The sequence below is a fragment of the Microbacterium sp. Leaf151 genome, assembly GCF_001424225.1.
Lineage (GTDB): Bacteria > Actinomycetota > Actinomycetes > Actinomycetales > Microbacteriaceae > Microbacterium.
Genome location: NZ_LMOR01000004.1, coordinates 223,790 through 245,052, shown reverse-complemented (window position 1 = coordinate 245,052; position 21,263 = coordinate 223,790). Strand labels below are relative to the sequence as shown.

Here is a 21,263-nt window from a genome sequence, read left to right as displayed (position 1 = left end):
GTGGGCGGGAAGGCGCGGCGATACGGCGTAGCGGCCGGCGCGGCTCGACGACGAAACGGGATGCCGCAGCGGTTCGGCTGCGGCATCCGCATGGGGTAGACTCATGCGGTTGCCGTTTGATCGGCCGCGGATAAAGAGAGCCCACGCATCAGGCGTCGGGCGCCGCGCAATGAGAGAAAGGGGATCCCATCTATGCCGCTCGAGTCTGACGCCAAGAAGGCGATCATCGAAGAGTACGCGACGCACCCCGGTGACACCGGATCCCCCGAGGTGCAGGTCGCGATGTTGACGCAGCGCATCAAGGACCTCACCGAGCACCTCAAGGAGCACAAGCACGACCACCACTCGCGTCGTGGTCTGTTCTTGATGGTGGGTCAGCGCCGTCGTCTGCTCGGCTACCTCCAGGACATCGACATCGCGCGTTACCGCTCGCTGATCGAGCGCCTGGGTCTCCGTCGCTAAGCGCGACCCCCGCGTATATCGCTTTCTCGAAGGCCGCCCCACGGTGTGGGGCGGCCTTCGTCGTTCCCGGATGCCGCCGGCCCGCAAGATGCTCCCGGTTCCCGGGGCGAGCGGCAACCGCTGGCACGAGACCGGCGATACCATCCCGCCGCCGGACTGACCCCGAAGAGGATCAGATCAGCGGGTGAAAAGCGGTCACATCGCGAGTCGGTGGGGCCGCGAACCTTTGGCCCCGATAGCGTCTTGTTAGTTACAGAAGGGCGGGGCCAATGGCGACGGAGGGGCGACTCCACACTGAAGCACGGCCGATCGACGATCTGGTCGACGACGTGCTGAGCGGTGCCATACGAATACCCTCATTCCAGCGAGGGTTGAAATGGCAGCGGCCCGATGTAATCCGTCTTTTCGACTCGATAGTCCGCGGTTACCCCGTCGGCAATCTTCTGCTCTGGCGTCGCCGAGCGGGCGCAGCGGCAGGTATGCGGATCGGAGCTTTAAGGATCGACGCGAAGGAAACAGACGCGGCCCTTTTCGTCGTGGACGGACAGCAACGGCTCACGTCACTCGCGAACGCTCTCAGCGATGAAGGACATATCGATCCGCGTTTCGCGCTCGCGTATGACGTTGACAGGGAGCGGTTTGTCCCTTCTCAGAACAAGTCGGTGTTCGAGATCCCCCTTCCTATCATCTTTGATCTCACGAAATTGTTGAGGTGGTTCGCGGACAACTCGATCCTGATGAGCGACCCGGCGTATATCGACCGCGCTAATAAAGTTGCCAAGGCAATCCGCGAATTTCGAGTTCCCGTGTACGTAGTCGAACAATCGGAGGAGGGCGTCCTCAGGGACATCTTCGATCGCATGAACAACTACGGTCGCAAACTAACTCGGGCCGAGGTGTTCAGCGCGCTGCACGAAAGCGGAGAGGGTGAGCGTTCAGAAACGACTCACGACTTGACCCATATTGCTTCGGAAGTTCACGCCGAAACGGGTTACGGTGTCGTCGACGATAGCACCGTTTTGCTTGCGTTCCTCGGTAGAAGGGGCGCCAATATATCGCGAGATATTCGAAGGGAGTTTGATCTTGCTGCAAACTCTCCCGGTGACAGGTACACGTCTGAATTCCCTCGCGAGGACGCGGGCGAAGCGCGTGATGCGACTATCCGCGCCATGGTCCTGGCGGTGAAATTCCTCCAGGACGAAGCCGGTGCTCCCCACTTCGCGTTCTTGCCGTATCGATACCTCCTGGTCGTGCTGACCCGTTTCTTTGCCCACCACCCGTGGCCGGCCGTCGGCACCACTCGGAACCTTCGCCGATGGTTCTGGCGAGCAGCCGTGCTCGGCCCGCAAGTGACAAAGGGAAACATCACATACGCAACTCGATCTCTTTGCGATCGTATTGTCCCGGGCGAAGAATCGCGGTCAGTAGAGGGATTGCTGGAAATGGTTGCGGGCCCACCCGCCTCTGAGGTCGAGGTCACGGATTTTCGCACCAATCACGCCGTTACCCGGATAATGGTGGCTGCCCTATGGGACCTGCGTCCGATGCCTCTATCCGGATATGAGGACGTCCGTGGCTATTCGATGGATGACCTATTGGAAGCACTTGGCGAGCAGAGTACAGCGAATGAAATCACACCCTCCATCTTCACGTCCTCGACTTTCCCCGTACGGCTTCGCTCCCTCGCTGGCAACCGAGTTATGGTGCCGGACCCGGCGGGCACGGTTGAGTCGGTGCGAGACTCATTGTGGCGTGTTGCGGTGGACCGCATCGGGGGCGAGTCGAAATGGGCGTCCTCAGTCCTTCGGTCTCACGCTGTTACGCCCGATGCGGCCCAGGCGCTGATCTCCGGAGATGAAGAGGGCTTCGTTCGCATGCGGCAGGCTTCTCTGTCGGCGCATCTGCGGACATTCCTCGCCCGTCAGGCTGAGTGGTCGTTCGAGGACACGCCGTCGCTGGATCTGCTGATTGTGGAGGATGATCCACGCGATGACAACCTCGAGGTGAACTGAATTGCACCTGGATGTTCGGCTGCACGGCATTAGCATCGGTGTGATTGAAAACCGCGGGGATCGCGCTAGTCGCTTTTACTTTAGAGACGAGTACATAGACTCGGCTGACCGCAGCGTGATGGGTCTGCATTTCGAACAAGATCTCCGTAGGGCGCACGTTTCAGACCGCGGATTGCCGGTGTGGTTTGAGAACCTTTTGCCCGAGGGGTCGCTGCTCCAACTAATCGAGCAGCAACTGCAGTCCGAGTACGGCCGCAAGCCAAGTGACGTTGAGATTATCGCCCAGGTCGGTGGGGATCTCCCCGGCGCGGTGACGGTCCACCCATTGGACGAGACCGTCCCTGTTCGGGAGCGGTATCCTCTCCCCGCACAGGCTGCCTCTCTTCCAAGCTTAGGCACCCGACTCAATTTCTCCGTTCCCGGAGTTGGTCTGAAGTTCTCTGTGTTGCGACGCGACGAGAAATTTGTGGCACCAGCGAGCGGCCAGGACGGGGACTGGCTCCTGAAGTTGCCGGATCCTGTGTTTCGGCTTCTTCCTCAGAATGAGTGGGCGAGCATGCGACTTGCCTCGCGCGTGGGGATCGACACTCCTGAGGTTCAACTTCTCCATCGCGACGAACTCTCGAATGTTCCTGAACGGTTTTGGCGTTCAGAGCAGATGGCGATTGCGGTGCGCCGTTTCGATCGGGTCGACGGTGGTCGGGTGCACATGGAAGATTTCGCCCAAGTGCGAAACTTCGAGGTCGATGACCGTTACGAAGGCAACTTCGAGACTCTCGCTGGCCTCATTTGGCGTCGGACTAACGAGAGCGATCTCCACGAATTTGTGCGGCGACTCACCTTGAATTTGGTCATCGGAAACGATGACGCGCATCTCAAAAATTGGTCTGTGCTTTATCGCGATGCTCGGACGCCAGCCCTCTCTCCTGTCTACGACGTTGTCTCAGTCGAGGCCTACCCGGTAGGTGGCATGCTGCGAGGCACGGGACTCAAGCTTCACAACTCACGTAGATACGAAGATGTTACTGGGGCGGCGATCAGGCGCATTGGTCGGAAGATTGGCTATTTCGGGAGCGATCTCGCTAGTGTCGCCGCAGACACAATTTCGAGCATCGAGGCGCATTGGGATCAGTACCTGGCAGATCTCGGAGATCACGAGATCATGACGAGGGTGGACGAGCACAAGCGAGTGATGCTGCCGCGATTGGCTAACGCCACTTCTCGATGGTGAGGGAATCCTCGTGGCTCCCCGGCTGAGCCGTCTAGGAGAAATAAGCCATGACCGCAATCTCGTGCGACCGGTTCAGGAGGCCGCCCGGGCGGCGACGAGGTCGGGATGCCAGCGCTCGGCCACGTCGGGGTGGGCGCGCAGGCGTGACTTGAGCGCGTTCTCGCCGTAGGTCGCGTGGATCGGGTTGGTCGGGTCGTCCTCGACGCCGCGGGCTTCGGCCGCCAACTCCGCGGGGAGCTCGATGATGGGCAGCCGCGCGTCGAGGGCGGGGTTGAAGAAGAACGGCACCGAGATGCGCTCGTCGGGAAACCGCGGCGAGATCACGCGGTGGTTCGTCGCCCGCAGGTACCCCTGGGTGGCGTACTCGAGCAGCTCGCCGATGTTGACCACGAAGGCGCCGGGCACCGGGGGAGCGTCGACCCACTCACCGTCGCGCTCCACCTGCAGGCCGCCCTTGCCCGGTTCGACCCACAGGAGCGTGAGAACACCGGAGTCCTTGTGCGCGCCGACGCCTTGTTGGGGCGTCGGGTCGTCCTTGCCGGGGTAGCGGACGATCTTGATGAGCGTCTGCGGGTCGCCGAAGTGGCGGTCGAAGTACTGCTCCTCGGCCCCGAGCGCGAGCGCCCATGCGCGCAGCAGCTTGCGCGCGACACCGGTGAGGTGGTCGTGCCACTCGGTGACGACGTCTCTTAGCTCGGGCTGGGCGGCCGGCCACAGGTTCGGTCCGATCAGGCGGTTGTATCCGGGGGCGTCGGGGGCGTCCCCTTGCTGAACCGTCGCGTCGCTCGAGCGCTGCGGCGAGCCTCCGGGCGTGTGGGCCCAGACCGCCTCGCGCTCGGGTCCGATGTCGATCTGCTCACGCCAGTCGACCCGGCCCTGCGTGCGCTCGCCGCCGACGCGCGTGTATCCGCGGAAGTGGGGGCTCGTGACGTTCTCGATCGAGAGTTTCTCGGCCTCGGGGAGGGCGAAGAAGTCCTTGGCCGCGCGCAGCAGGCTCGCCTCGAGTGCGGGGCTGACGCCGGTGCCCGTCAGATAGAAGAACCCGACGTCGTGGGTCGCGGCGCGCAGCTCATCGCGGAAGCGGGCGGCGGCATCCGGCCCCTGGTCGAGGAGCGAGAGGTCGAGCACGGGGAGATTGAGGTCGGACATGCGACGAGGCTAGGTCGATCGCCCGCGCGACGGGGCGAATGTTGCCGATGGTTACCCCGCTCGCGCTCCCGCGCCGCGCCGACGCGGAAGAAAGGTGCGCGCAGCGGCGGAAATGCGTAATCTGTCATGGTCAGGTGAGGCTGTCCTTACCCGTCCCGCAGCGTCGCGGCTCCTCTGAACCCGAAAGTCGGAACTCCGCCCGTGCTCGCCAGCTTCTTCGCCACCTTCCTCATCGGCCTCCGTGAGGGGCTCGAAGCCGCGCTCGTCGTCGGCATCCTCGTCGCGTACCTCACCCGAGTCGGGCGCCGCGACGCGCTGCCGAAGCTCTGGACCGGGGTCGGGCTCGCGGTCGCCCTGGCGCTCGGCATCGGCGCGATCTTCACCTTCGGGGCCTACATGCTGACGTTCGAGGCGCAGGAGCTCCTCGGAGGTGGTCTGTCGCTGCTCGCGGTGGCGATGGTGACGTGGATGATCTTCTGGATGCAGAAGGCCGGCCGCACACTCAAGACGGGGCTCGAGGGCGGTGTCGACAAGGCGCTGCGCGGGGGTGTGTGGGCTCTCGTCGCCATCGGCTTCGTCTCGGTCGCGCGCGAGGGCGTCGAGACGACTCTCCTTCTCTGGTCCATGGTGCAGTCGTTCGGTGATTCTCCGAGTGCGTTGCTCGGCGCGCTGGTGGGCCTGATCACCGCTGTTGTGCTCGGCTGGTTCATCGCGCGCGGCATGCTGCGCCTCAACCTCGGCCGTTTCTTCGCCTGGACCGGGGGATTTCTCGTCATTGTCGCGGCCGGGGTGCTCGCGTACGCCCTGCACGACCTGCAGGAGGCCGGCGCCCTACCCGGGCCCTTCGGCGCGGGGGCGCCCATCGACCCGATCACGGGTTCGGTCGCGATCGGGTGGGCGGGCTTCCCGTTCGGCTGGGCCTTCGACGTCTCGGCGGCCATCGCCCCCGACGGTGCGCTCGCCGTTCTGCTGCAGGCCACCGTCGGCTTCATGCCCGCGATGACGTGGCTGCAGGTGATCGCGTGGACGCTGTACATCGCGATCGTGGTGCCGTTGTTCGTCCGCGGCGTACGTGCAAACCGTCGACCGCGCGCGGCGTCGAAGGGGGATGCCACGGCATCCACGTCCGGGACCTCGCCCGCTGTCGCCTCGACGTCGGCGGTCGACGCCACGGCATCCGCGTCCCGAACATCGTCGCCCGCGCTCGCGGCTCCGACCGCCCCCGCAGCGGGGTCGCACTCCTCGTCGGCCCCGGCGACCCCGCCCCTTTCCGGCGCACCCGCCGCCTCCTAGACCCCCGGCTCCCGTGCGCACCCGACGCCGCGGAATCCGCCCTCCATCCGAACGGAGCATCATGACCCCGACCCGCCTCCTCGCGGCTACGACCGTGGCCGGCGTCGCCGCCCTCGTCCTCTCGGGCTGCGTCGCCAAGACCGACGCCGCAGCCTCCGGAGCCCTCTCCGTCGCCTCGACCGCCGACGGCTGCGCCGTCTCGGCGGCATCGGCACCGAGCGGCACGCTCGCCTTCGACGTCAGCAACGACAGCGACCAGACCACGGAGTTCTACCTCCTCGCATCCGACGGCCTGCGTATCGTCGGCGAGGTCGAGAACATCGCCCCCGGCGCGTCGCGCAGCCTCACCGTCGTCGCGCAGCCGGGCGAGTACTACACGCTCTGCAAGCCCGGCATGGTCGGCGACGGCGTCGGGCGGGCGAGCTTCTCGGTCACCGGAGACGCGGTGGCGATCGAGGGCCCGGATGCCGAGCAGAAGCAGCGGGCCGTCGACCTCTACGCCGCCTTCGTGAAGGACCAGGTCGGCCAGCTCATCCCCGCGGTGCAGACCTTCGCCAGCGCCTACGAGGGCGGGGACGACGCGGCCGCGCGCGAGCAGTTCCCCCGCGTGCGCGCCTATTACGAGCGCATCGAGCCGATCGCCGAGGCCCTGGGCGACCTCGACCCCCGCATCGACTACCGCGAGGTCGACGCCGTCGCCGAGCAGTTGGACTGGACCGGATTCCACCGCATCGAGAAAGACCTGTGGGTCCCCGCGCAGGACGCCCTGAACGCCGACGGTGAAACGCCGGCGTGGACAGACTGGGCACCCTCCACCCCCGCCGAGCGGGCGACGTACGGCGACAAGCTCATCGCCGACACGCAGGAGCTGTACGACTACGTGCACTCCGACGCGTTCACCGAGGCGCTCGACGCGCAGGGCGTCGCGGGCATCTCGAACGGCGCGATCGCGCTGCTCGACGAGGTCGCCACCGGCAAGATCAGCGGCGAGGAGGACTGGTGGTCGGGAACCGACCTCTACGACTTCGCCGCCAACGTCGAGGGATCCAAGATGGCGTTCTCGCTCGTGCGCGACTTCGCCGAGTCGAAGGGCGACAAGGGCGCCGAGCTCGTCTCCCGCATCGACGCCGGGTACGCCGATCTCGAGGCCAGTCTTGCCGCCCACGGCTCGGCTACGGCCGGGTTCGTCCCGTACGCGCAGCTCACCGAGGCCGACAAGCGCCAGTTCACCGACCTGATCAACGCCCTCGCCGAGCCGCTGTCGCAGCTGACGGTCACGATCCTGGAGTGAGCGTGAGCGACGAGGAGAAGACCACCGCTGCCGCCGGATCCGCGGGTCCGGCGGCAGCGGCGGGTCCGGATGCAGCGGTTCCGGCCACCGAACCCGAAGCGGGCGTGTCGCGTCGCGGTCTCATCGGCCTCGCGCTCGGGGCAAGTGCGACGAGCCTCGTCGTCGGTGCGGGCGCAGGCGTCGTCGGCGGTGCCGCGTACGGCCAAGAGCAGGCGCGGCACGTCATGGATGCCGCGGCCCCGGCATCTGGCATCCACCAGGTCGGGATCACCACCCCGGTGCAGGAACACCTGCACTTCGCGGCGTACGACATGATGGCGCGGACGACGCGCGACGACCTCGCCGAACTGCTGCAGGACTGGACGTACGCGGCCACGCGGATGATGCAGGGCCTCGACGTCAGTGCGACCGGGGCGGTGGGCGGCTCGCCCGAGGCGCCGCCGGACGACACCGGCGAGGCGCTCGGCCTTCCGGCCAGCAACCTCACCATCACGTTCGGATTCGGTCCGTCGTTGTTCGACGCGCGTTTCGGGTTGGAGGGGCAGCGCCCCGCGGGGCTCGAGCGGCTGCCGGCGTTCCTCGGCGACGACCTCGATCCGTCGCGATCCGACGGAGACCTGTGCATCCAGGCCTGCGCCGACGACCCGCAGGTGGCGGTGCACGCGATCCGCAACCTGAGCCGTATCGCCTTCGGGCGCGCGACGATCCGGTGGTCGCAGCTCGGCTTCGGCCGCACGTCGAAGACCACCGCCGCTCAGACGACGCCGCGGAACCTCTTCGGGTTCAAGGACGGAACGGCCAACATCCTCGCCGACGACACGGCGGCGCTCGACGAGAACGTCTGGGTCTCGGCATCCGAGGGTCCGGCGTGGCTCGCGGGAGGGTCCTACCTCGTCGCGCGGCGCATCGCGATGCTCATCGAGACATGGGACCGCACGCGCCTCGCCGAGCAGGACCGCGTGGTCGGACGCGACAAGGCGAACGGTGCGCCCCTGTCGGGCGGCGACGAGTTCACGGCGCCGGACTTCTCGGCGGCCGGTTCGGCCGGTACACCGGCGATCGACGCGCGCAGTCACGTGCGCCTCGCGCATCCCGACAGCAACGGGGGTGTCCGTCTGTTGCGACGCGGGTACAACTTCGTCGACGGCACGACCGACCTCGGGCGGCTGAACGCGGGGCTGTTCTTCCTGTCGTTTCAAAAGAGTCCAGACTCTTTCATCACGGTGCAGCGGTCGTTGTCGACGGATGCCATGGGCGAGTACCTCCGTCACGTCGGGTCGGGGCTGTGGGCCGTGCCGCCCGCGCCCGCGGCGGGCGCGTCGGTGGGCGCGGGCCTGCTCGGGGCGTGAGTCCGCTCCCACTCGGGGTGCTCCACGCGAAAGTCACTCTTCGGGTGCGATGAACGCCATCCGCGGTGAGACACGCCTTGTTGCGTTGTTTCTTCCCGCAGATGCCGTTCCTCTCACCCGGGCCGGGCCGGGAGCGGTCCGGGCGGGGCGGGGGCGAGCCGGGCGGGCCGGGCGCGAGCCGGGCGGGCCGGGCGCGAGCCGGGCGGGCCGGGCGCGAGCCGGGCGGGGCGGGAGCGAGCCGGGCGGGGACGCGGCGCGGGCGACCTTGCACCCGACCGGAGCGCGCCGGCGGAATAAACCTCTGCGGCGCGCGTTCCACCATGTATATTCAGATGCATACAAAACGGAGGCGCATCACGATGAGCGAGACGAACAACTGGCCCGGAATGCAGTTCGGTGTCATGACGGTGAGCGACATCACCCAGGACCCCACCACGGGCAAGACGCCGAGCGAAGCCCAGCGCATCAAGGACACGCTCACGATCGCCAAGCACACCGAAGAGGTGGGGCTCGACGTCTTCGCCCTCGGCGAGCACCACAACCCCCCGTTCTGGTCGTCGTCCCCGACGACGACGCTGGCGTACATCGCGGCCCAGACCGAGCGCCTCATCCTCACGACCTCGACGACCCTCATCACCACGAACGACCCGGTGAAGATCGCCGAAGACTTCGCGATGCTGCAGCACGTGTCGAACGGTCGCGCCGACCTCATGCTCGGCCGCGGCAACACCGGGCCCGTGTACCCCTGGTTCGGCAAGGACATCCGCCAGGGCCTGCCGCTGACCATCGAGAACTACGACCTGCTGCACAAGCTCTGGCGGGAAGACGTCGTCGACTGGGAGGGGAAGTTCCGCACCCCGCTGCAGGGCTTCACCTCGACCCCGCGCCCGCTCGACGGCGTTCCCCCGTTCGTGTGGCACGGCTCGATCCGCACCCCCGAGATCGCCGAGCAGGCCGCGTACTACGGCAACGGCTTCTTCGCCAACAACATCTTCTGGCCCAAGGAGCACTACCAGCGTCTCATCACGCTGTACCGCGAGCGCTTCGCCCACTACGGTCACGGCACGCCGCAGCAGGCGATCGTCGGTCTCGGCGGCCAGGTGTTCATGCGCGCCAACTCCCAGGACGCGGTACGCGAATTCCGCCCGTACTTCGACAACGCCCCCGTCTACGGCCACGGCCCGAGCCTCGAGGACTTCAGCGAGATGACTCCGCTGACCGTCGGCTCGCCGCAGCAGGTCATCGACCGCTACGCCGCGATGCGCGAGACCTTCGGCGACTACCAGCGTCAGCTGTTCCTCATCGACCACGCGGGTCTTCCCACCAAGACGGTGCTCGAGCAACTCGACATCCTCGGCTCCGAGGTCGTGCCGGTGCTGCGCAAGGAGCTGCAGAAGAACCGTCCGGCCGAGGTGCCCGACGCGCCCACGCACGCCAACCAGATCGAGAAGATCTACGCCGGAGCCGCCCCGCGTCAGGCCGTTCCCGGCGCGAACCGCGGCGACAACCTCACCGCGGGCAGCCCGTACCAGGATGCCTCGCGTGCGGGCAGTGCCTTCGGTACGGCCGCGACGAAGGTGGGTGCCTGACATGGCCGGCCGACGCATCGCGGTCATCACCGCGGGGCTGTCGACCCCGTCGTCCACGCGCATGCTCGGCGACCGTCTCGCGCACGCCGCGCTCGCCGAGCTCCGGGAGCGAGGGATCGACGCCACCAGCGACGTGTTCGAGCTCCGCGACTATGCGCACGATCTCACCGACAACCTGCTCACGGGCTTCGCGCCGCCCGCTCTCGAGCAGATGATCAACACGGTCGTCTCGGCCGACGGCGTCATCGCGGTGACGCCGATCTTCTCGACCAGCTACTCGGGCCTGTTCAAGTCGTTCATCGACGTGCTCGACCCGCAGGCGCTGAACGGCACTCCCGTGCTGATCGGTGCCAACGCAGGGACGGCGCGTCACTCGCTTGCGATCGACTACGCCATTCGTCCGCTGTTCACCTACCTGCACGCCAATCCCGTGCCGACCGGCGTGTTCGCGGCATCCAGCGACTGGGGATCCAACGCCGACGAGGTCGCCCCGCTCGGTGCGCGTGTCGACCGCGGCGCCCGCGAGCTGGCCGACGCCATCGCCGCGCGCGAGCCCGTGCGTGACGCTGACCCGTTCGACCCGTCGTCGTATCTCGGCGAGGGTCGCTCGTTCGGCCACCTGCTGGGCGGTCTGTCGGGGGAGTGACCCCGCCGAGAAGCCCCGCCGCCCGTGAAGGGGGGCGGGGCTTCGTCGTGCCAGCGAGGTGCGTGGAGTGGCGACGACGGGCATCGGAATCGCGATGCCGCCACAGAATCGGGGCGGCACGGCCGTGGCATCCGATTCCGTTGCGTCGGGCTGATTCTGATGCGATGCCGGGTGGGGCGCCGCATCGAGCGTCGGCAGGACACGGCGGCCCTAGGGTGGGGGCGACGAGAAGGAGCCCGAATGGATGCCGCGCAGTGGGACGAGCGTTACCGCGCCTCGGCCGGGGGAGTGTGGGCCGCCGAGCCGCCCGCCGTCGTGCGCGAGATCACCGCGTCTCTGCGACCGGGAACCACCATCGACGTCGCGACCGGTGACGGACGCACGGCGCTCTGGCTCGCAGCCCGCGGCTGGACGACCACCGGCGTCGACTTCTCGACCGAGGCCCTCGCGCTGGCCGCGGCGCGTCCCGGCGGGGATGCCGTGACCTGGGTGCGCGGCGATGTGACCACGTGGGAGCCGGTGGCATCCGTGGATCTCGTCGTCTCGTGCTACCTGCACCTGCCCGACAGTGCGGCCGCCGTGGCGCGGATGGCGGAGTGGGTGGCTCCGGGCGGTGTGCTCGTGGTCGTCGGCCACGACGTCGACAACATCGCGGCCGGCGGCCACGGGCCCGCCGATCCGGCGATCCTTTACACGCCGGAGCTCCTGCGCGGGGCAGTGGATGAGCGGTTCCACGTCGCCCGGTGCGGTCGGATGACGCGTTCCCCCGCGGATGCCGAGCTGCGCGGCGGTCATGCCGCACATGCGGTCGACACGTTGCTGCACGCGGTGCGGGTGCGCTGACCGAGGCCGCGGAGGGCATGCCGCGTCCGCCGGGCAATGGTGCGGGCCCGGCGATCAGCCCCCGTGCTCGGGGTTGTGGATCGCTGACGTGCAGTGCCCCCGGGGGTCCTGCGTGCGCCGGGAAGAATGTGTCAGCCGCGCTCGCTTCGACGGAACGGCTTGCGTCGATCGGCGAACACGTAGCCGACTCCGACGACGAGCAGCAGGACGAACACGAACGCGATCGACCCGAGAATCTCAGCGGGGGGCGCCTCGGTCGGGTCGAGGAACGGGTAGGGATAGTTGCTGGGCTTCAGCGCGAAACCGGTGAACCGCGGGTCGAAGAACGCGCCCCGCACCATCGTGTAGACCAGCCACAGGGCCGGCCAGCCGAGGAAAGCGAGGTCGCGGCGACGAAAGCCCTGCCGCGGCTCCACGACGAGAAAACCGACCAACGTGAGAAGCGGGGCGGCGTGATGGAACACCTGGTTGTACACCGCCGCGAGGCCGGTCAGGTGCACGGACCGTGCGAGGAACAGCACGTAGACGATGCCCGTGACGGTGATTCCGACCAGCGCCGCCAACCGGAGGATCCTCCACCAGGTGGCCCCCGACGGCCGGGGCCGCAGACAGAGGATCGCGGAAGTGACGAGCACCAACACGTTCGACTGGATCGTGAAATAGCTGAAGGTGTTGGCCAGGCTGCGCCCCTCGGATGCCGTGAGGATGCACTGCGCGATAAGGGTGGCGGTGAGCCCCACCGCCAGGATCCCGTAGTACACACGGACCGCCAGCAGTCGACGCACGCTCATCGGCGGCAGGGACACGTCAGGACCGATGAAGCGGCTCACGCGCTCATGCTATGGCGCGGTCCCCGCGTCGTCACGCACCTGCGTGTGGCGTACGACCCGTTGCGGCCGGCCGGTGCACGAAGACACGGCGCTCACGAGTGTCGCCGGCATCGCGTGACCGTGCGGCCGCCACCCGGTGACCGGGCCGGGCCCCCTCACAGCACGATGTCGGCGACCCCCTCGAGCTCGCGGGCGATGACCGGGCGCAGCCCCCGCCGCACGAAGATGTCGGCGTCGGCGAGCGGACCGACGTCGAGGCCCGCTTCTGCCGCGATGTCGGCGATCGGCACCTGGAACGTGCGGAAGGTACCGAGCGGCGTCACCGTCAGCCCCTGACGCGTGTCGACGAGCTCGGTCTGATCGAGCACGAAACCGGCCGCCGCGAGCTCCTCACCGTTGCGCCAGGCCGCGATCTTCCAGAACCGCAGGGGCACGCGGATGCCGCGGTAGGGCGGGTCGGCCTCGTCGAGCACCGGGGCGGTGAACACCGCGATGCGCTGGTCGGTCGTCTCGGCGTAGGCGAGGACGTGGTCTTCGAGCCCGAGCCACAGCTCTTTCGACTGGTTGAAGCCGGCCGCCTGGGGAGCGGCGTTCGTATAGAAGAACGTCGCCTCGGTGGCATCCCGAGCCTCCGACACCGACCCCCAGCCGGGATCGCGGCGACGCACGAGGTGGCCGCGATCGAGGTCGTTGCGACTGTAGACCTCGGGGCCGGCCTGGGCGTCGTCGTCCACCCGCGGGTCGAGGCGCCACTCGCCCGTGCGGGGCTGATCGCGCAGCGTCGCGCCGTCGATGACGACGCCGGTGACGGCGGCGAATCGGCGCTCCTCGTCGAGCAGCACCGAGAACCGCGGGTAATCGAGCCGCGTGGCGGGTCGGGTGGGCGCGGGAAGGGGAAGGGGGATGCCGAGGAAGTCGGGGTCGTAGCCGTCGCTCATGCCTCCATCGTGCCGTGGACCTCCGACATCGCGACAGACTGGCGCAATGGAACAGCACGTGAAGACGAGGTCGGACGCGCCCGCCGGATTCTTCGCCGTGGAGGCCGCGGGCCTGCGGTGGCTGGCGGAGGCGCAGGGAGCGCGCACGGCCGAGGTCATCGATGTCGAGCCCGACCGCATCGCCCTCGAACGCATCGCGGGGGTGCGTCCGACCGCGGACGCCGCCGCCGGCTTCGGCGCCGCGCTCGCCGCGACCCACGACGCCGGCGCCGACGCCTTCGGCTCCCCGCCGCCCGGACACCACGGCGACATCTTCATCGGCCGCCGCCCGCAGCCCGCTCGGCCCACCGCGACGTGGGGCGCGTTCTACGCTGCCCAGCGCGTCGAGCCGTTCGTGCCGGTCGCGGTGGCCGCGGGAAACCTGTCGGCATCCGGAGCCGAGGTCGTCGGCCGCGCCTGCGAAGTCGTCGCGGCCGGTGCGTTCGACGACCACGAACCGCCCGCGCGCCTGCACGGCGACCTCTGGGCGGGAAACGTGCTGTGGTCACCCGGGGGAGTGGTGCTGATCGACCCCGCGGCCCACGGCGGGCACCGCGAGACCGATCTGGCGATGCTGTCGCTGTTCGGCTGCCCGTTCCTGGAGGACATCGTCGCCGCCTATGACCGCGCCCGGCCGCTTCGCACCGGGTGGCGCGAGCGAACGCCGCTGCATCAGTTGCACCCGCTCGCCGTTCATGCCGCGGGACACGGCCCCTCGTACGGCCGGGCGCTCGTCGACGCCGCGGAGCGGACGCTCGCGCTCGTGTGAGGCGCCGGGCTTCGGCATCCGGGAGCCGACACCGCATCGTGGCCGCCGACCCTGCTCCGCCCGGGTCACCCCGCCGCTGCCGCCCGCCGCTTCGCCCGCCGCGCGAGTATGAGGTCGATCCCCACGCCGATCCCCACCGCCACCACGATCGAGACGACCACCGCCACCACGGGCCCGCCGGGCACCACGGCCGCGATGATCGCCCCGATGACCGCCTGGTACGCCGCCCATGCCAGCGCGGCCAGCGCCGCCACCGGGAGGTAGCGCACCGGATTCACCCGCGCCGCCCCGGCCGCGAGGTTGACGGCGAGACGGGCGAACGGCACGAAGCGCGCCGTGAAGAGCACGACCGCGGCGTTGCGTTCGAGACGTGCCCGCGCCCATTCCAGCGCGCCGCGCACGCGGGGTCCGCGCATCCACGCCCAGCGCTCCACACCCACCGTGCGTCCGACCAGGTAGCAGCAGGTGTCACCCGCGAAGGCCGCCGCCGCCGCCACGAGGATCACTGATGCCAGGGGAAACGTCTCGTGCGACACGGCCAGCGCCCCGAACGCGGTCACCGCCGCCTCGCCCGGGACGACGACGAGGAACGCGTCGGCGAAGACGAGCGCCGCCATTCCGACAAGCGCCCAGGGGCTCGCGGCGATCGCCTGCAACCACGCGTCGACACCGTCCATCCGGTCACTCTCCGCCGCCGATCGAGACGCCCGGCCGACCGGGCGGTGTCGCCCGGCGGAGCATCCGGTGAACATCGCGAACGTCGCGCACGGAGCTGGCGTCCGGCCCCCACCCTGGTGTCGTGAGAGTCGCGCTGCTGGCCGAATCCTTCCTCCCGCACATGAACGGGGTCACCGGTTCCGTTCTCCATGTGCTGCGTCACCTCGCCGAGGCGGGGCACGAGACCCTGGTCATCGCCCCCCGGGCGGGTGATGTGACCGCCGATCTGCACGGAGCCCGCACGGAGTTGCTGCGCTCCGTCCCGCTGCCGTCCTACCCCGAGGTGCGCGTGGTCTTCGCCCGCGCGGCGCGCCTGGGGGCGCTGCTGCGCGACTTCGACCCCGACGTGGTGCACCTCGCATCCCCGTTCGTACTCGGATGGCAGGGACTCGCCGCCGCCGACGCGTTGAAGATCCCCTCGGTCGCGATCTACCAGACCGACGTCGTCGCCTACGCCCAGAAGTACGGCGTGCCCCACGCCACCGCCCTCGTCGCCGGTCACGTCGCGCGCCTCCACCGTCGCGCGACCCTCACCCTCGCGCCCTCGTCGGCCTCGACCCGCCAGCTCTCCGACCTCGGTGTCGACCGCATCCGCCGCTGGGGCAGGGGAGTGGATGCCGTGCGCTTCGCGCCCGAGCACCGCGACGCGGCATGGAGGGCCGAGGTCGCCCCGCGCGGCGAGCGCATCATCGGATACGTCGGACGCCTCGCGCCCGAGAAGCAGGTCGACGACCTGCGGGCCCTCGCCGATCTCCCCGGCACCCGACTGGTCATCGTGGGCGACGGGCCCTCGCGCCCCGCGCTCGAGAGGGCGATCCCGGATGCCGTGTTCACCGGCCACCTGTCGGGCGACGCCCTCGCGCAGGCCATGGCGGGCTTCGACGTCTTCGTGCACCCGGGCGAGAGCGAGACGTTCGGGCAGACCATCCAGGAAGCCCTCGCCAGTGGCGTTCCCGTCGTCGCGACGGGTGTCGGCGGTCCGCTGGACCTCGTGCGTTCGAGTGTCGACGGGTGGCTCTACAAGCCGGGCGACCTCGACGATCTGCGCGGGCGCGTCGCCGACCTCGTGGGCGATGAGTCGAAGCGCCGCGCGTTCGCCCGCGCCGCCCGCGAGGCCGTGCAGGGGCGTACGTGGGAAGCCCTGACCCGCGACCTCGTCGGGCACTATCAGGATGCCGTGGCCCTGCGCCGCATCGACGACAGCCTGCTGCTGCGCGGGGGTCCACGGCCGGCCGCGCCCGCGGCATCCCGCACCCGGGGCCGCTGGACGCGCTACGTCGCCCTCGGCGACTCGCTCACCGAGGGATTGTGCGACACCTCGCGTATGCCGGCGGGGCAGTTCCGCGGGTGGGCGGACCGCCTCGCCGAGTTGCTCGCGCACACGAGCGAGGCGGGTCCGTTCCGTTACGCGAACCTCGCCGTCCGCAGCCGCCGGGTGCGCCATCTCATCGATGAGCAGGTGCCCGACGCCCTCGCGCTGCAGCCCGATCTGGTGTCGATCCTCATCGGGGCGAACGACCTGCTCGCTCCGGCGCTGGTGATGCCGGCCCTCGTCGCCGAGGTCGACTCCGCGGTGCGGGCGGTCCGTCGCACCGGGGCCGATGTGCTGCTCGTCACGACGTTCCTTCCGCGCCGGCCCGCCGCGCGCCTGTTCGCACGACGGTTCGCGGCCTACAACGTGGAGCTGCGCCGCATCGCGCAGGAGCAGGGGGCGATCCTGCTCGATCTCGAGGCCGTCGCCGAACTCGGCGAGCTGCCCCTGTGGGCGGACGACCTCGTGCACCTGCGCTCGTCGGGGCATCGCCTCGTCGCTTATCGCGCCGCGGAGGCGCTGGGCGTGCCCGATGCCCGCGCGCTGCTGGATCTCGACGAGGCGTTGCACGCCGACACCGACGACGCGCCGCGCGGGACCTGGCTGACCCGCGACGCGTTGCCGTGGGTGTGGCGCCGCGTGCGCGGACGCACCGCCGGCGACGGTATCCGGGCGAAGCACGCCGGTTACGTGGAGCTTCCCACGCGTGGCGATCGGGAGCGCGCCGACGCGGTGTGAGGCCGGGGTCCCGGGGTGTGTGGCGGGTCCGGCGACCTCGACGGGCTCAGCCACCGGTAGCGGGTGAGCGGAGCTCAGTACCAGCCGTTCCGTTCGGAGTGGTCCCACGCGCCGCAGGGGCTCCCGTACCGCGCGTCGATGTACGACAGGCCCCACGAGATCTGCGTGGCTCCGTTGGTACGCCAGTCCAGTCCCGCGGATGCCATCTTCTCGCCCGGCAGAGCCTGTGGGATGCCGTAGGCGCCGCTCCAGGGGTTCTCGGCCTGTACGCGCCACCCCGACTCGCGGTTCCACAGCAGATTCAGGCACGAGAACTGATCGTCGCCCCAGCCGTAGGCGCCGATCTGTCCGCGGGCGTTCGCCCGGGCCTCATCGGGGGTCATGATCGATGTCGACGGCGGAGGTGTCGACCCGCCGCCCGAGCCCGAACCGCCGGAGTCGGACCCACCGGAGCCCGAGCCGTCGGAGCCTGCCCCGCCGCCCGAACTCGACCCTCCGCCGCTTCCCGATCCGCCGGAGCCGGACCCCCCACCGGAGCCCGAGCCGCCGGAGCCGGACCCACCGGAGCCGGACCCGCCGGAGCCTGACGACCCACTGGAGCCCGAAGAACCACTGGAGCCCGATGAACCGCCGGACGACGATCCGCCGCCGGCAGAGCCCGCCCCGCCGCCCGTCGCCCCGCCCGGTGCCGCGGCGTCCTGCTGCGCCTTCTCGCGAGCACGTGCGGCTTTCTCGGCCGCAGCCGTCGACGCGCGCAGTGCCGCGAGCTGCGCGTAGAGGTCGTCGAGGCGTGCCTGCGCGGCCGCGACGCTGGCCGACTCGGCGTCCGCCTCGACCCGCGCCGCGTCGGCGGTGGCGCGGGCTTCATCGGCGAGTCGCGCGGCCTCCGCGCGCGCCTGGTCGGCTTGGTCGCTCAGGGACGCGGCGATGTCGGCCGCGCTGCGCGCTTGCCCGGCGGTGCGCGCGGTCGCCGTCGCCACCCGGTCCAGAATGCCGAGACGCGCGAGCAGTGAGTCGGGGTCGGCGTCGGTCAGCAGCTGTGCGACGAGCGGCCCGCCGCCGACCGTGCGGTACAGGCGCGCGGCGGTCGCTCCCGCTTTCTCGCTCTTATCCGACAGGTCGGTCGCGGCCTCGGCGCTGCGGGCGGCGAGGGCGTCCGCCCGCGCCGCCGTCGAGTCGGCGAGGGCCCGCGTGCGCTCCGCGGCGGTCGACGCGTCGAGGGCGCGTCGTGAGGCCTGCACGGCCGTGGCCTCCGCGGCATCCAGTTGCTGCTTCACCTGGTCGACAGCTGCTTCGTCGACGGCCGCGAGCGGGGGTGTCGTCCGCGCCGACAGCGCCGTGGCGCTCGCCGGAGCGACGAGGAGGGCGCCCGCCAGCACGGCGCACGCGAGGAGCGTGTGACCTCTGCGACGGATGGGACCCATGAGGTCACGGTAGAGCACGCGGACCCTCCGCGCCCAGCTCCGGAGCGCGGTCGCTGGTAGGGTGGAGACGAATGCCGTCTTGGCATCCGCTCAATTGCATATGAGCTCACGGAGCAGGCCGGCAGACGCTGGTCCCCTGTGGTGGACTCCCCGTCGCTTGCCGGGTGGTCGTCTACTGGTGGCCAGTCGCCGGGATTTCCGGGCCGACACGTCGGCGCGCCCTTTCTGCCTGTTCCTGCTCCTTCGCATGTCAGCTCGTCGCCCACACGGGGCGGCGAGCCTAAACAAAGAAGGAGGGACCTCTTGGAAGGTCCAGAAATCACCGCCGCTGAAGCCGTTCTCGACAACGGCCGTTTCGGCACCCGCACCATCCGTTTCGAGACCGGCCGCCTCGCCCAGCAGGCGCAGGGCGCCGTCGCCGCCTACCTCGACGAAGAAACGATGCTCCTGTCGGCCACCAGCGCCGGCAAGCACCCGCGTGAAGGCTTCGACTTCTTCCCGCTGACCGTCGACGTCGAAGAGCGTTCGTACGCCGCCGGCAAGATCCCCGGCTCGTTCTTCCGCCGCGAGGGTCGCCCCTCCACCGAGGCCATCCTCGTGTGCCGCCTCATCGACCGCCCGCTGCGCCCGTCGTTCGTCGACGGCCTCCGCAACGAGGTGCAGATCGTCGTCACCGTGCTGTCGATCGCCCCCGGCGAGTTCTACGACGCCCTCGCGATCAACGCGGCGTCGCTTTCGACCCAGATCTCGGGTCTGCCGTTCTCCGGCCCCATCGCGGGTGTGCGCCTCGCGCTCATCCCCGGTCACGGCGAGAACGCCGACCAGTGGGTCGCGTTCCCCACCGTCACCCAGCTCGAAGACGCCGTCTTCGACCTGATCGTCGCGGGCCGCGTGCTCGACGACGGCGACGTCGCCATCATGATGGTGGAGGCCGAAGCCACCGAGGGCAGCTGGAACATGATCAAGGGCGGTGCGACCAAGCCGAACGAGCAGGTCGTCGCCGAGGGTCTCGAGGCTGCGAAGCCGTTCCTGCGTCAGCTCGTCGACGCGCAGAACGAGGTCGCCCGCACGGCGGCCAAGGAGATCCAGTCGTTCCCCGTGTTCCCGGCCTACAGCCAGCAGACGTACGACTTCGTCGCCGGCCGCGCCTACGACCGTCTGGTGCCCGTGTACCAGATCGCCGACAAGCAGGAGCGCCAGAACGCCGACGACGAGGTCAAGACCTCGGTGAAGGAGCAGCTGCTCTCCGCCGTCGAGTCGGGCGAGCTGCCCGCGGTCGCGACCCTGGAATTCAACGCCGCGTACAAGTCGGTCACCAAGACCATCGTCCGTGGTCGCATCCTCGCCGAGGGCGTCCGTATGGACGGTCGTGGCCTGGCGGACATCCGTCCGCTCGACGCCGAGGTGCAGGTCATCCCGCGCGTGCACGGTTCGGCGATCTTCCAGCGCGGCGAGACCCAGATCCTGGGTGTCACCACGCTGAACATGCTCAAGATGGAGCAGCAGATCGACTCGCTGTCGCCGGTGACGCACAAGCGCTACATGCACCACTACAACTTCCCGCCCTACTCGACCGGTGAGACCGGTCGCGTGGGCAGCCCGAAGCGTCGCGAGATCGGGCACGGCTTCCTCGCCGAGCGCGCGCTCGTCCCGGTGCTCCCCAGCCGCGAGGAGTTCCCCTACGCGATCCGCCAGGTGTCCGAGGCTCTCGGCTCCAACGGTTCGACGTCGATGGGCTCGGTCTGCGCTTCGACCCTGTCGCTGCTGAACGCGGGTGTGCCGCTGCGCGCCCCCGTCGCCGGTATCGCCATGGGCCTGGTCACGGACGAGGTCGATGGACAGACGCGCTACGCCGCCCTGACCGACATCCTCGGTGCCGAAGACGCCCTCGGCGACATGGACTTCAAGGTCGCCGGTACCTCGGAGTTCATCACCGCGATCCAGCTCGACACCAAGCTCGACGGCATCCCGTCGTCGGTCCTGGCCGCCGCCCTCACCCAGGCGAAAGAGGCGCGTCTGACGATCCTCAACGTCCTGAACGCCGCGATCGACGCGCCCGACGAGATGGCGCCCACCGCGCCCCGCGTCATCAGCGTGCAGATCCCGGTCGACAAGATCGGCGAGCTCATCGGACCCAAGGGCAAGACGATCAACTCCATCCAGGACGAGACCGGCGCCCAGATCTCGATCGAAGACGACGGCACCGTGTACATCGGTGCGACCGACGGCCCCTCGGCCGAGGCCGCCCGTGCGCAGGTGAACGCGATCGCCAACCCGACCAACCCCGAGGTCGGCGAGCAGTTCCTCGGAACCGTCGTCAAGATCGCGACCTTCGGCGCCTTCGTCTCGCTGCTGCCCGGCAAGGACGGCCTGCTGCACGTCAGCGAGGTCCGCAAGCTCGCCGGTGGCAAGCGCGTCGAGAACGTCGAAGACGTGCTGTCGGTCGGTCGCAAGATCCTCGTGCGCATCACGAAGATCGACGACCGCGGCAAGCTGTCGCTCGAGCCCGTCGTCGACGAGGAGGCCACCACTCCCGAGCCCGCCGACACGCAGAGCTCGGCCGCCGCGAGCGAGGGCCCCGAGGCTCCCGCCGAAGGCTGATCCTCACCTCTTCGGATGCCCGTCCCGCCT

General features: G+C 69.3%; 17 protein-coding genes. 12 read left to right on the top strand and 5 right to left on the bottom strand.

What is annotated here, in order from left to right:
- The first annotated feature begins 192 nt into the window (after positions 1–192).
- The 3 genes from rpsO (at position 193) to ASF76_RS16795 (ending at position 3,705) form a co-directional block, all read left to right on the top strand.
- Positions 193–462: a 30S ribosomal protein S15 gene (gene rpsO / locus ASF76_RS11935; protein ID WP_019180606.1), complete on the top strand. Its 270-nt coding sequence runs from the start codon at positions 193–195 to the stop codon at positions 460–462.
- Positions 463–731: 269 nt separating this feature from the next.
- Positions 732–2,474 (top strand): DUF262 domain-containing protein, encoded by a 1,743-nt coding sequence (locus ASF76_RS16800; RefSeq protein ID WP_082485033.1) that lies wholly within the window; start codon positions 732–734, stop codon positions 2,472–2,474.
- Position 2,475: 1 nt separating this feature from the next.
- Positions 2,476–3,705, top strand: a complete 1,230-nt coding sequence (locus ASF76_RS16795) for a type II toxin-antitoxin system HipA family toxin (RefSeq protein WP_082485032.1) — start codon at positions 2,476–2,478, stop codon at positions 3,703–3,705.
- A 72-nt stretch (positions 3,706–3,777) separates the two neighbouring features.
- Here ASF76_RS16795 and ASF76_RS11920 read toward each other — a convergent pair whose 3' ends face one another.
- Positions 3,778–4,854 (bottom strand): isopenicillin N synthase family dioxygenase, encoded by a 1,077-nt coding sequence (locus ASF76_RS11920; RefSeq protein WP_055957925.1) that lies wholly within the window; start codon positions 4,852–4,854, stop codon positions 3,778–3,780.
- A gap of 201 nt (positions 4,855–5,055) precedes the next feature.
- On the opposite strand from ASF76_RS11920, the gene efeU reads away from it, so the two are divergent.
- The 6 genes from efeU to ASF76_RS11890 all read left to right on the top strand — a co-directional run bounded on the left by efeU (position 5,056) and on the right by ASF76_RS11890 (position 11,865).
- Positions 5,056–6,147, top strand: a complete 1,092-nt coding sequence (efeU, locus tag ASF76_RS11915) for an iron uptake transporter permease EfeU (RefSeq protein WP_082485031.1) — start codon at positions 5,056–5,058, stop codon at positions 6,145–6,147.
- Positions 6,148–6,208: 61 nt separating this feature from the next.
- A complete protein-coding gene (gene efeO, locus ASF76_RS11910) occupies positions 6,209–7,438 on the top strand; it encodes an iron uptake system protein EfeO (protein ID WP_055957922.1) in 1,230 nt (409 codons plus the stop codon).
- Between the two features lie 2 nt (positions 7,439–7,440).
- Positions 7,441–8,787: an iron uptake transporter deferrochelatase/peroxidase subunit gene (gene efeB / locus ASF76_RS11905; RefSeq protein WP_055960024.1), complete on the top strand. Its 1,347-nt coding sequence runs from the start codon at positions 7,441–7,443 to the stop codon at positions 8,785–8,787.
- Positions 8,788–9,146: 359 nt separating this feature from the next.
- Positions 9,147–10,376 carry an LLM class flavin-dependent oxidoreductase gene (locus ASF76_RS11900; protein WP_055957918.1) on the top strand — a complete coding sequence of 410 codons (1,230 nt, stop codon included), beginning with the start codon at positions 9,147–9,149 and terminating at the stop codon, positions 10,374–10,376.
- A 1-nt stretch (position 10,377) separates the two neighbouring features.
- The gene (locus tag ASF76_RS11895) at positions 10,378–11,022 is read left to right on the top strand and encodes an FMN reductase (RefSeq protein ID WP_055957915.1); all 645 of its coding nucleotides are present in this window, start codon (positions 10,378–10,380) and stop codon (positions 11,020–11,022) included.
- Between the two features lie 240 nt (positions 11,023–11,262).
- Positions 11,263–11,865 (top strand): class I SAM-dependent methyltransferase, encoded by a 603-nt coding sequence (locus ASF76_RS11890; RefSeq protein ID WP_055957912.1) that lies wholly within the window; start codon positions 11,263–11,265, stop codon positions 11,863–11,865.
- A 131-nt stretch (positions 11,866–11,996) separates the two neighbouring features.
- Here ASF76_RS11890 and ASF76_RS11885 read toward each other — a convergent pair whose 3' ends face one another.
- Positions 11,997–12,695, bottom strand: a complete 699-nt coding sequence (locus ASF76_RS11885) for a Pr6Pr family membrane protein (protein ID WP_055957909.1) — start codon at positions 12,693–12,695, stop codon at positions 11,997–11,999.
- A 155-nt stretch (positions 12,696–12,850) separates the two neighbouring features.
- Entirely contained in the window at positions 12,851–13,633 is a 783-nt protein-coding gene (locus tag ASF76_RS11880) for a DNA/RNA non-specific endonuclease (RefSeq protein ID WP_055957906.1), read from the bottom strand.
- Positions 13,634–13,679: 46 nt separating this feature from the next.
- Here ASF76_RS11880 and ASF76_RS11875 point away from each other — a divergent pair, with 46 nt between their 5' ends.
- Entirely contained in the window at positions 13,680–14,441 is a 762-nt protein-coding gene (locus ASF76_RS11875) for a fructosamine kinase family protein (RefSeq protein ID WP_055957903.1), read from the top strand.
- A 65-nt stretch (positions 14,442–14,506) separates the two neighbouring features.
- Here ASF76_RS11875 and ASF76_RS11870 read toward each other — a convergent pair whose 3' ends face one another.
- A complete protein-coding gene (locus ASF76_RS11870; RefSeq protein WP_055957900.1) occupies positions 14,507–15,118 on the bottom strand; it encodes a DedA family protein in 612 nt (203 codons plus the stop codon).
- 122 nt (positions 15,119–15,240) lie between these two features.
- Here ASF76_RS11870 and ASF76_RS11865 point away from each other — a divergent pair, with 122 nt between their 5' ends.
- Positions 15,241–17,208, top strand: a complete 1,968-nt coding sequence (locus ASF76_RS11865; RefSeq protein ID WP_055957897.1) for a glycosyltransferase — start codon at positions 15,241–15,243, stop codon at positions 17,206–17,208.
- 74 nt (positions 17,209–17,282) lie between these two features.
- Here the strand turns inward: ASF76_RS11865 and ASF76_RS17510 are convergent, their stop codons facing one another.
- Positions 17,283–18,632 carry a coiled-coil domain-containing protein gene (locus tag ASF76_RS17510; RefSeq protein WP_235561296.1) on the bottom strand — a complete coding sequence of 450 codons (1,350 nt, stop codon included), beginning with the start codon at positions 18,630–18,632 and terminating at the stop codon, positions 17,283–17,285.
- 303 nt (positions 18,633–18,935) lie between these two features.
- On the opposite strand from ASF76_RS17510, the gene ASF76_RS11855 reads away from it, so the two are divergent.
- Entirely contained in the window at positions 18,936–21,233 is a 2,298-nt protein-coding gene (locus ASF76_RS11855) for a polyribonucleotide nucleotidyltransferase (protein WP_055957889.1), read from the top strand.
- Positions 21,234–21,263: the final 30 nt, after the last annotated feature.

Coding starts and splice junctions, on each gene's coding strand:
- rpsO (WP_019180606.1), top strand. CDS start 193: ATGCCGCTCGAGTCTGACGCCAAGAAGGCGATCATCGAAGAGTACGCG.
- ASF76_RS16800 (WP_082485033.1), top strand. CDS start 732: ATGGCGACGGAGGGGCGACTCCACACTGAAGCACGGCCGATCGACGAT.
- ASF76_RS11920 (WP_055957925.1), bottom strand. CDS start 4,854: ATGTCCGACCTCAATCTCCCCGTGCTCGACCTCTCGCTCCTCGACCAG.
- efeO (WP_055957922.1), top strand. CDS start 6,209: ATGACCCCGACCCGCCTCCTCGCGGCTACGACCGTGGCCGGCGTCGCC.
- ASF76_RS11900 (WP_055957918.1), top strand. CDS start 9,147: ATGAGCGAGACGAACAACTGGCCCGGAATGCAGTTCGGTGTCATGACG.
- ASF76_RS11895 (WP_055957915.1), top strand. CDS start 10,378: ATGGCCGGCCGACGCATCGCGGTCATCACCGCGGGGCTGTCGACCCCG.
- ASF76_RS11890 (WP_055957912.1), top strand. CDS start 11,263: ATGGATGCCGCGCAGTGGGACGAGCGTTACCGCGCCTCGGCCGGGGGA.
- ASF76_RS11880 (WP_055957906.1), bottom strand. CDS start 13,633: ATGAGCGACGGCTACGACCCCGACTTCCTCGGCATCCCCCTTCCCCTT.
- ASF76_RS11875 (WP_055957903.1), top strand. CDS start 13,680: ATGGAACAGCACGTGAAGACGAGGTCGGACGCGCCCGCCGGATTCTTC.
- ASF76_RS11870 (WP_055957900.1), bottom strand. CDS start 15,118: ATGGACGGTGTCGACGCGTGGTTGCAGGCGATCGCCGCGAGCCCCTGG.
- ASF76_RS17510 (WP_235561296.1), bottom strand. CDS start 18,632: ATGGGTCCCATCCGTCGCAGAGGTCACACGCTCCTCGCGTGCGCCGTG.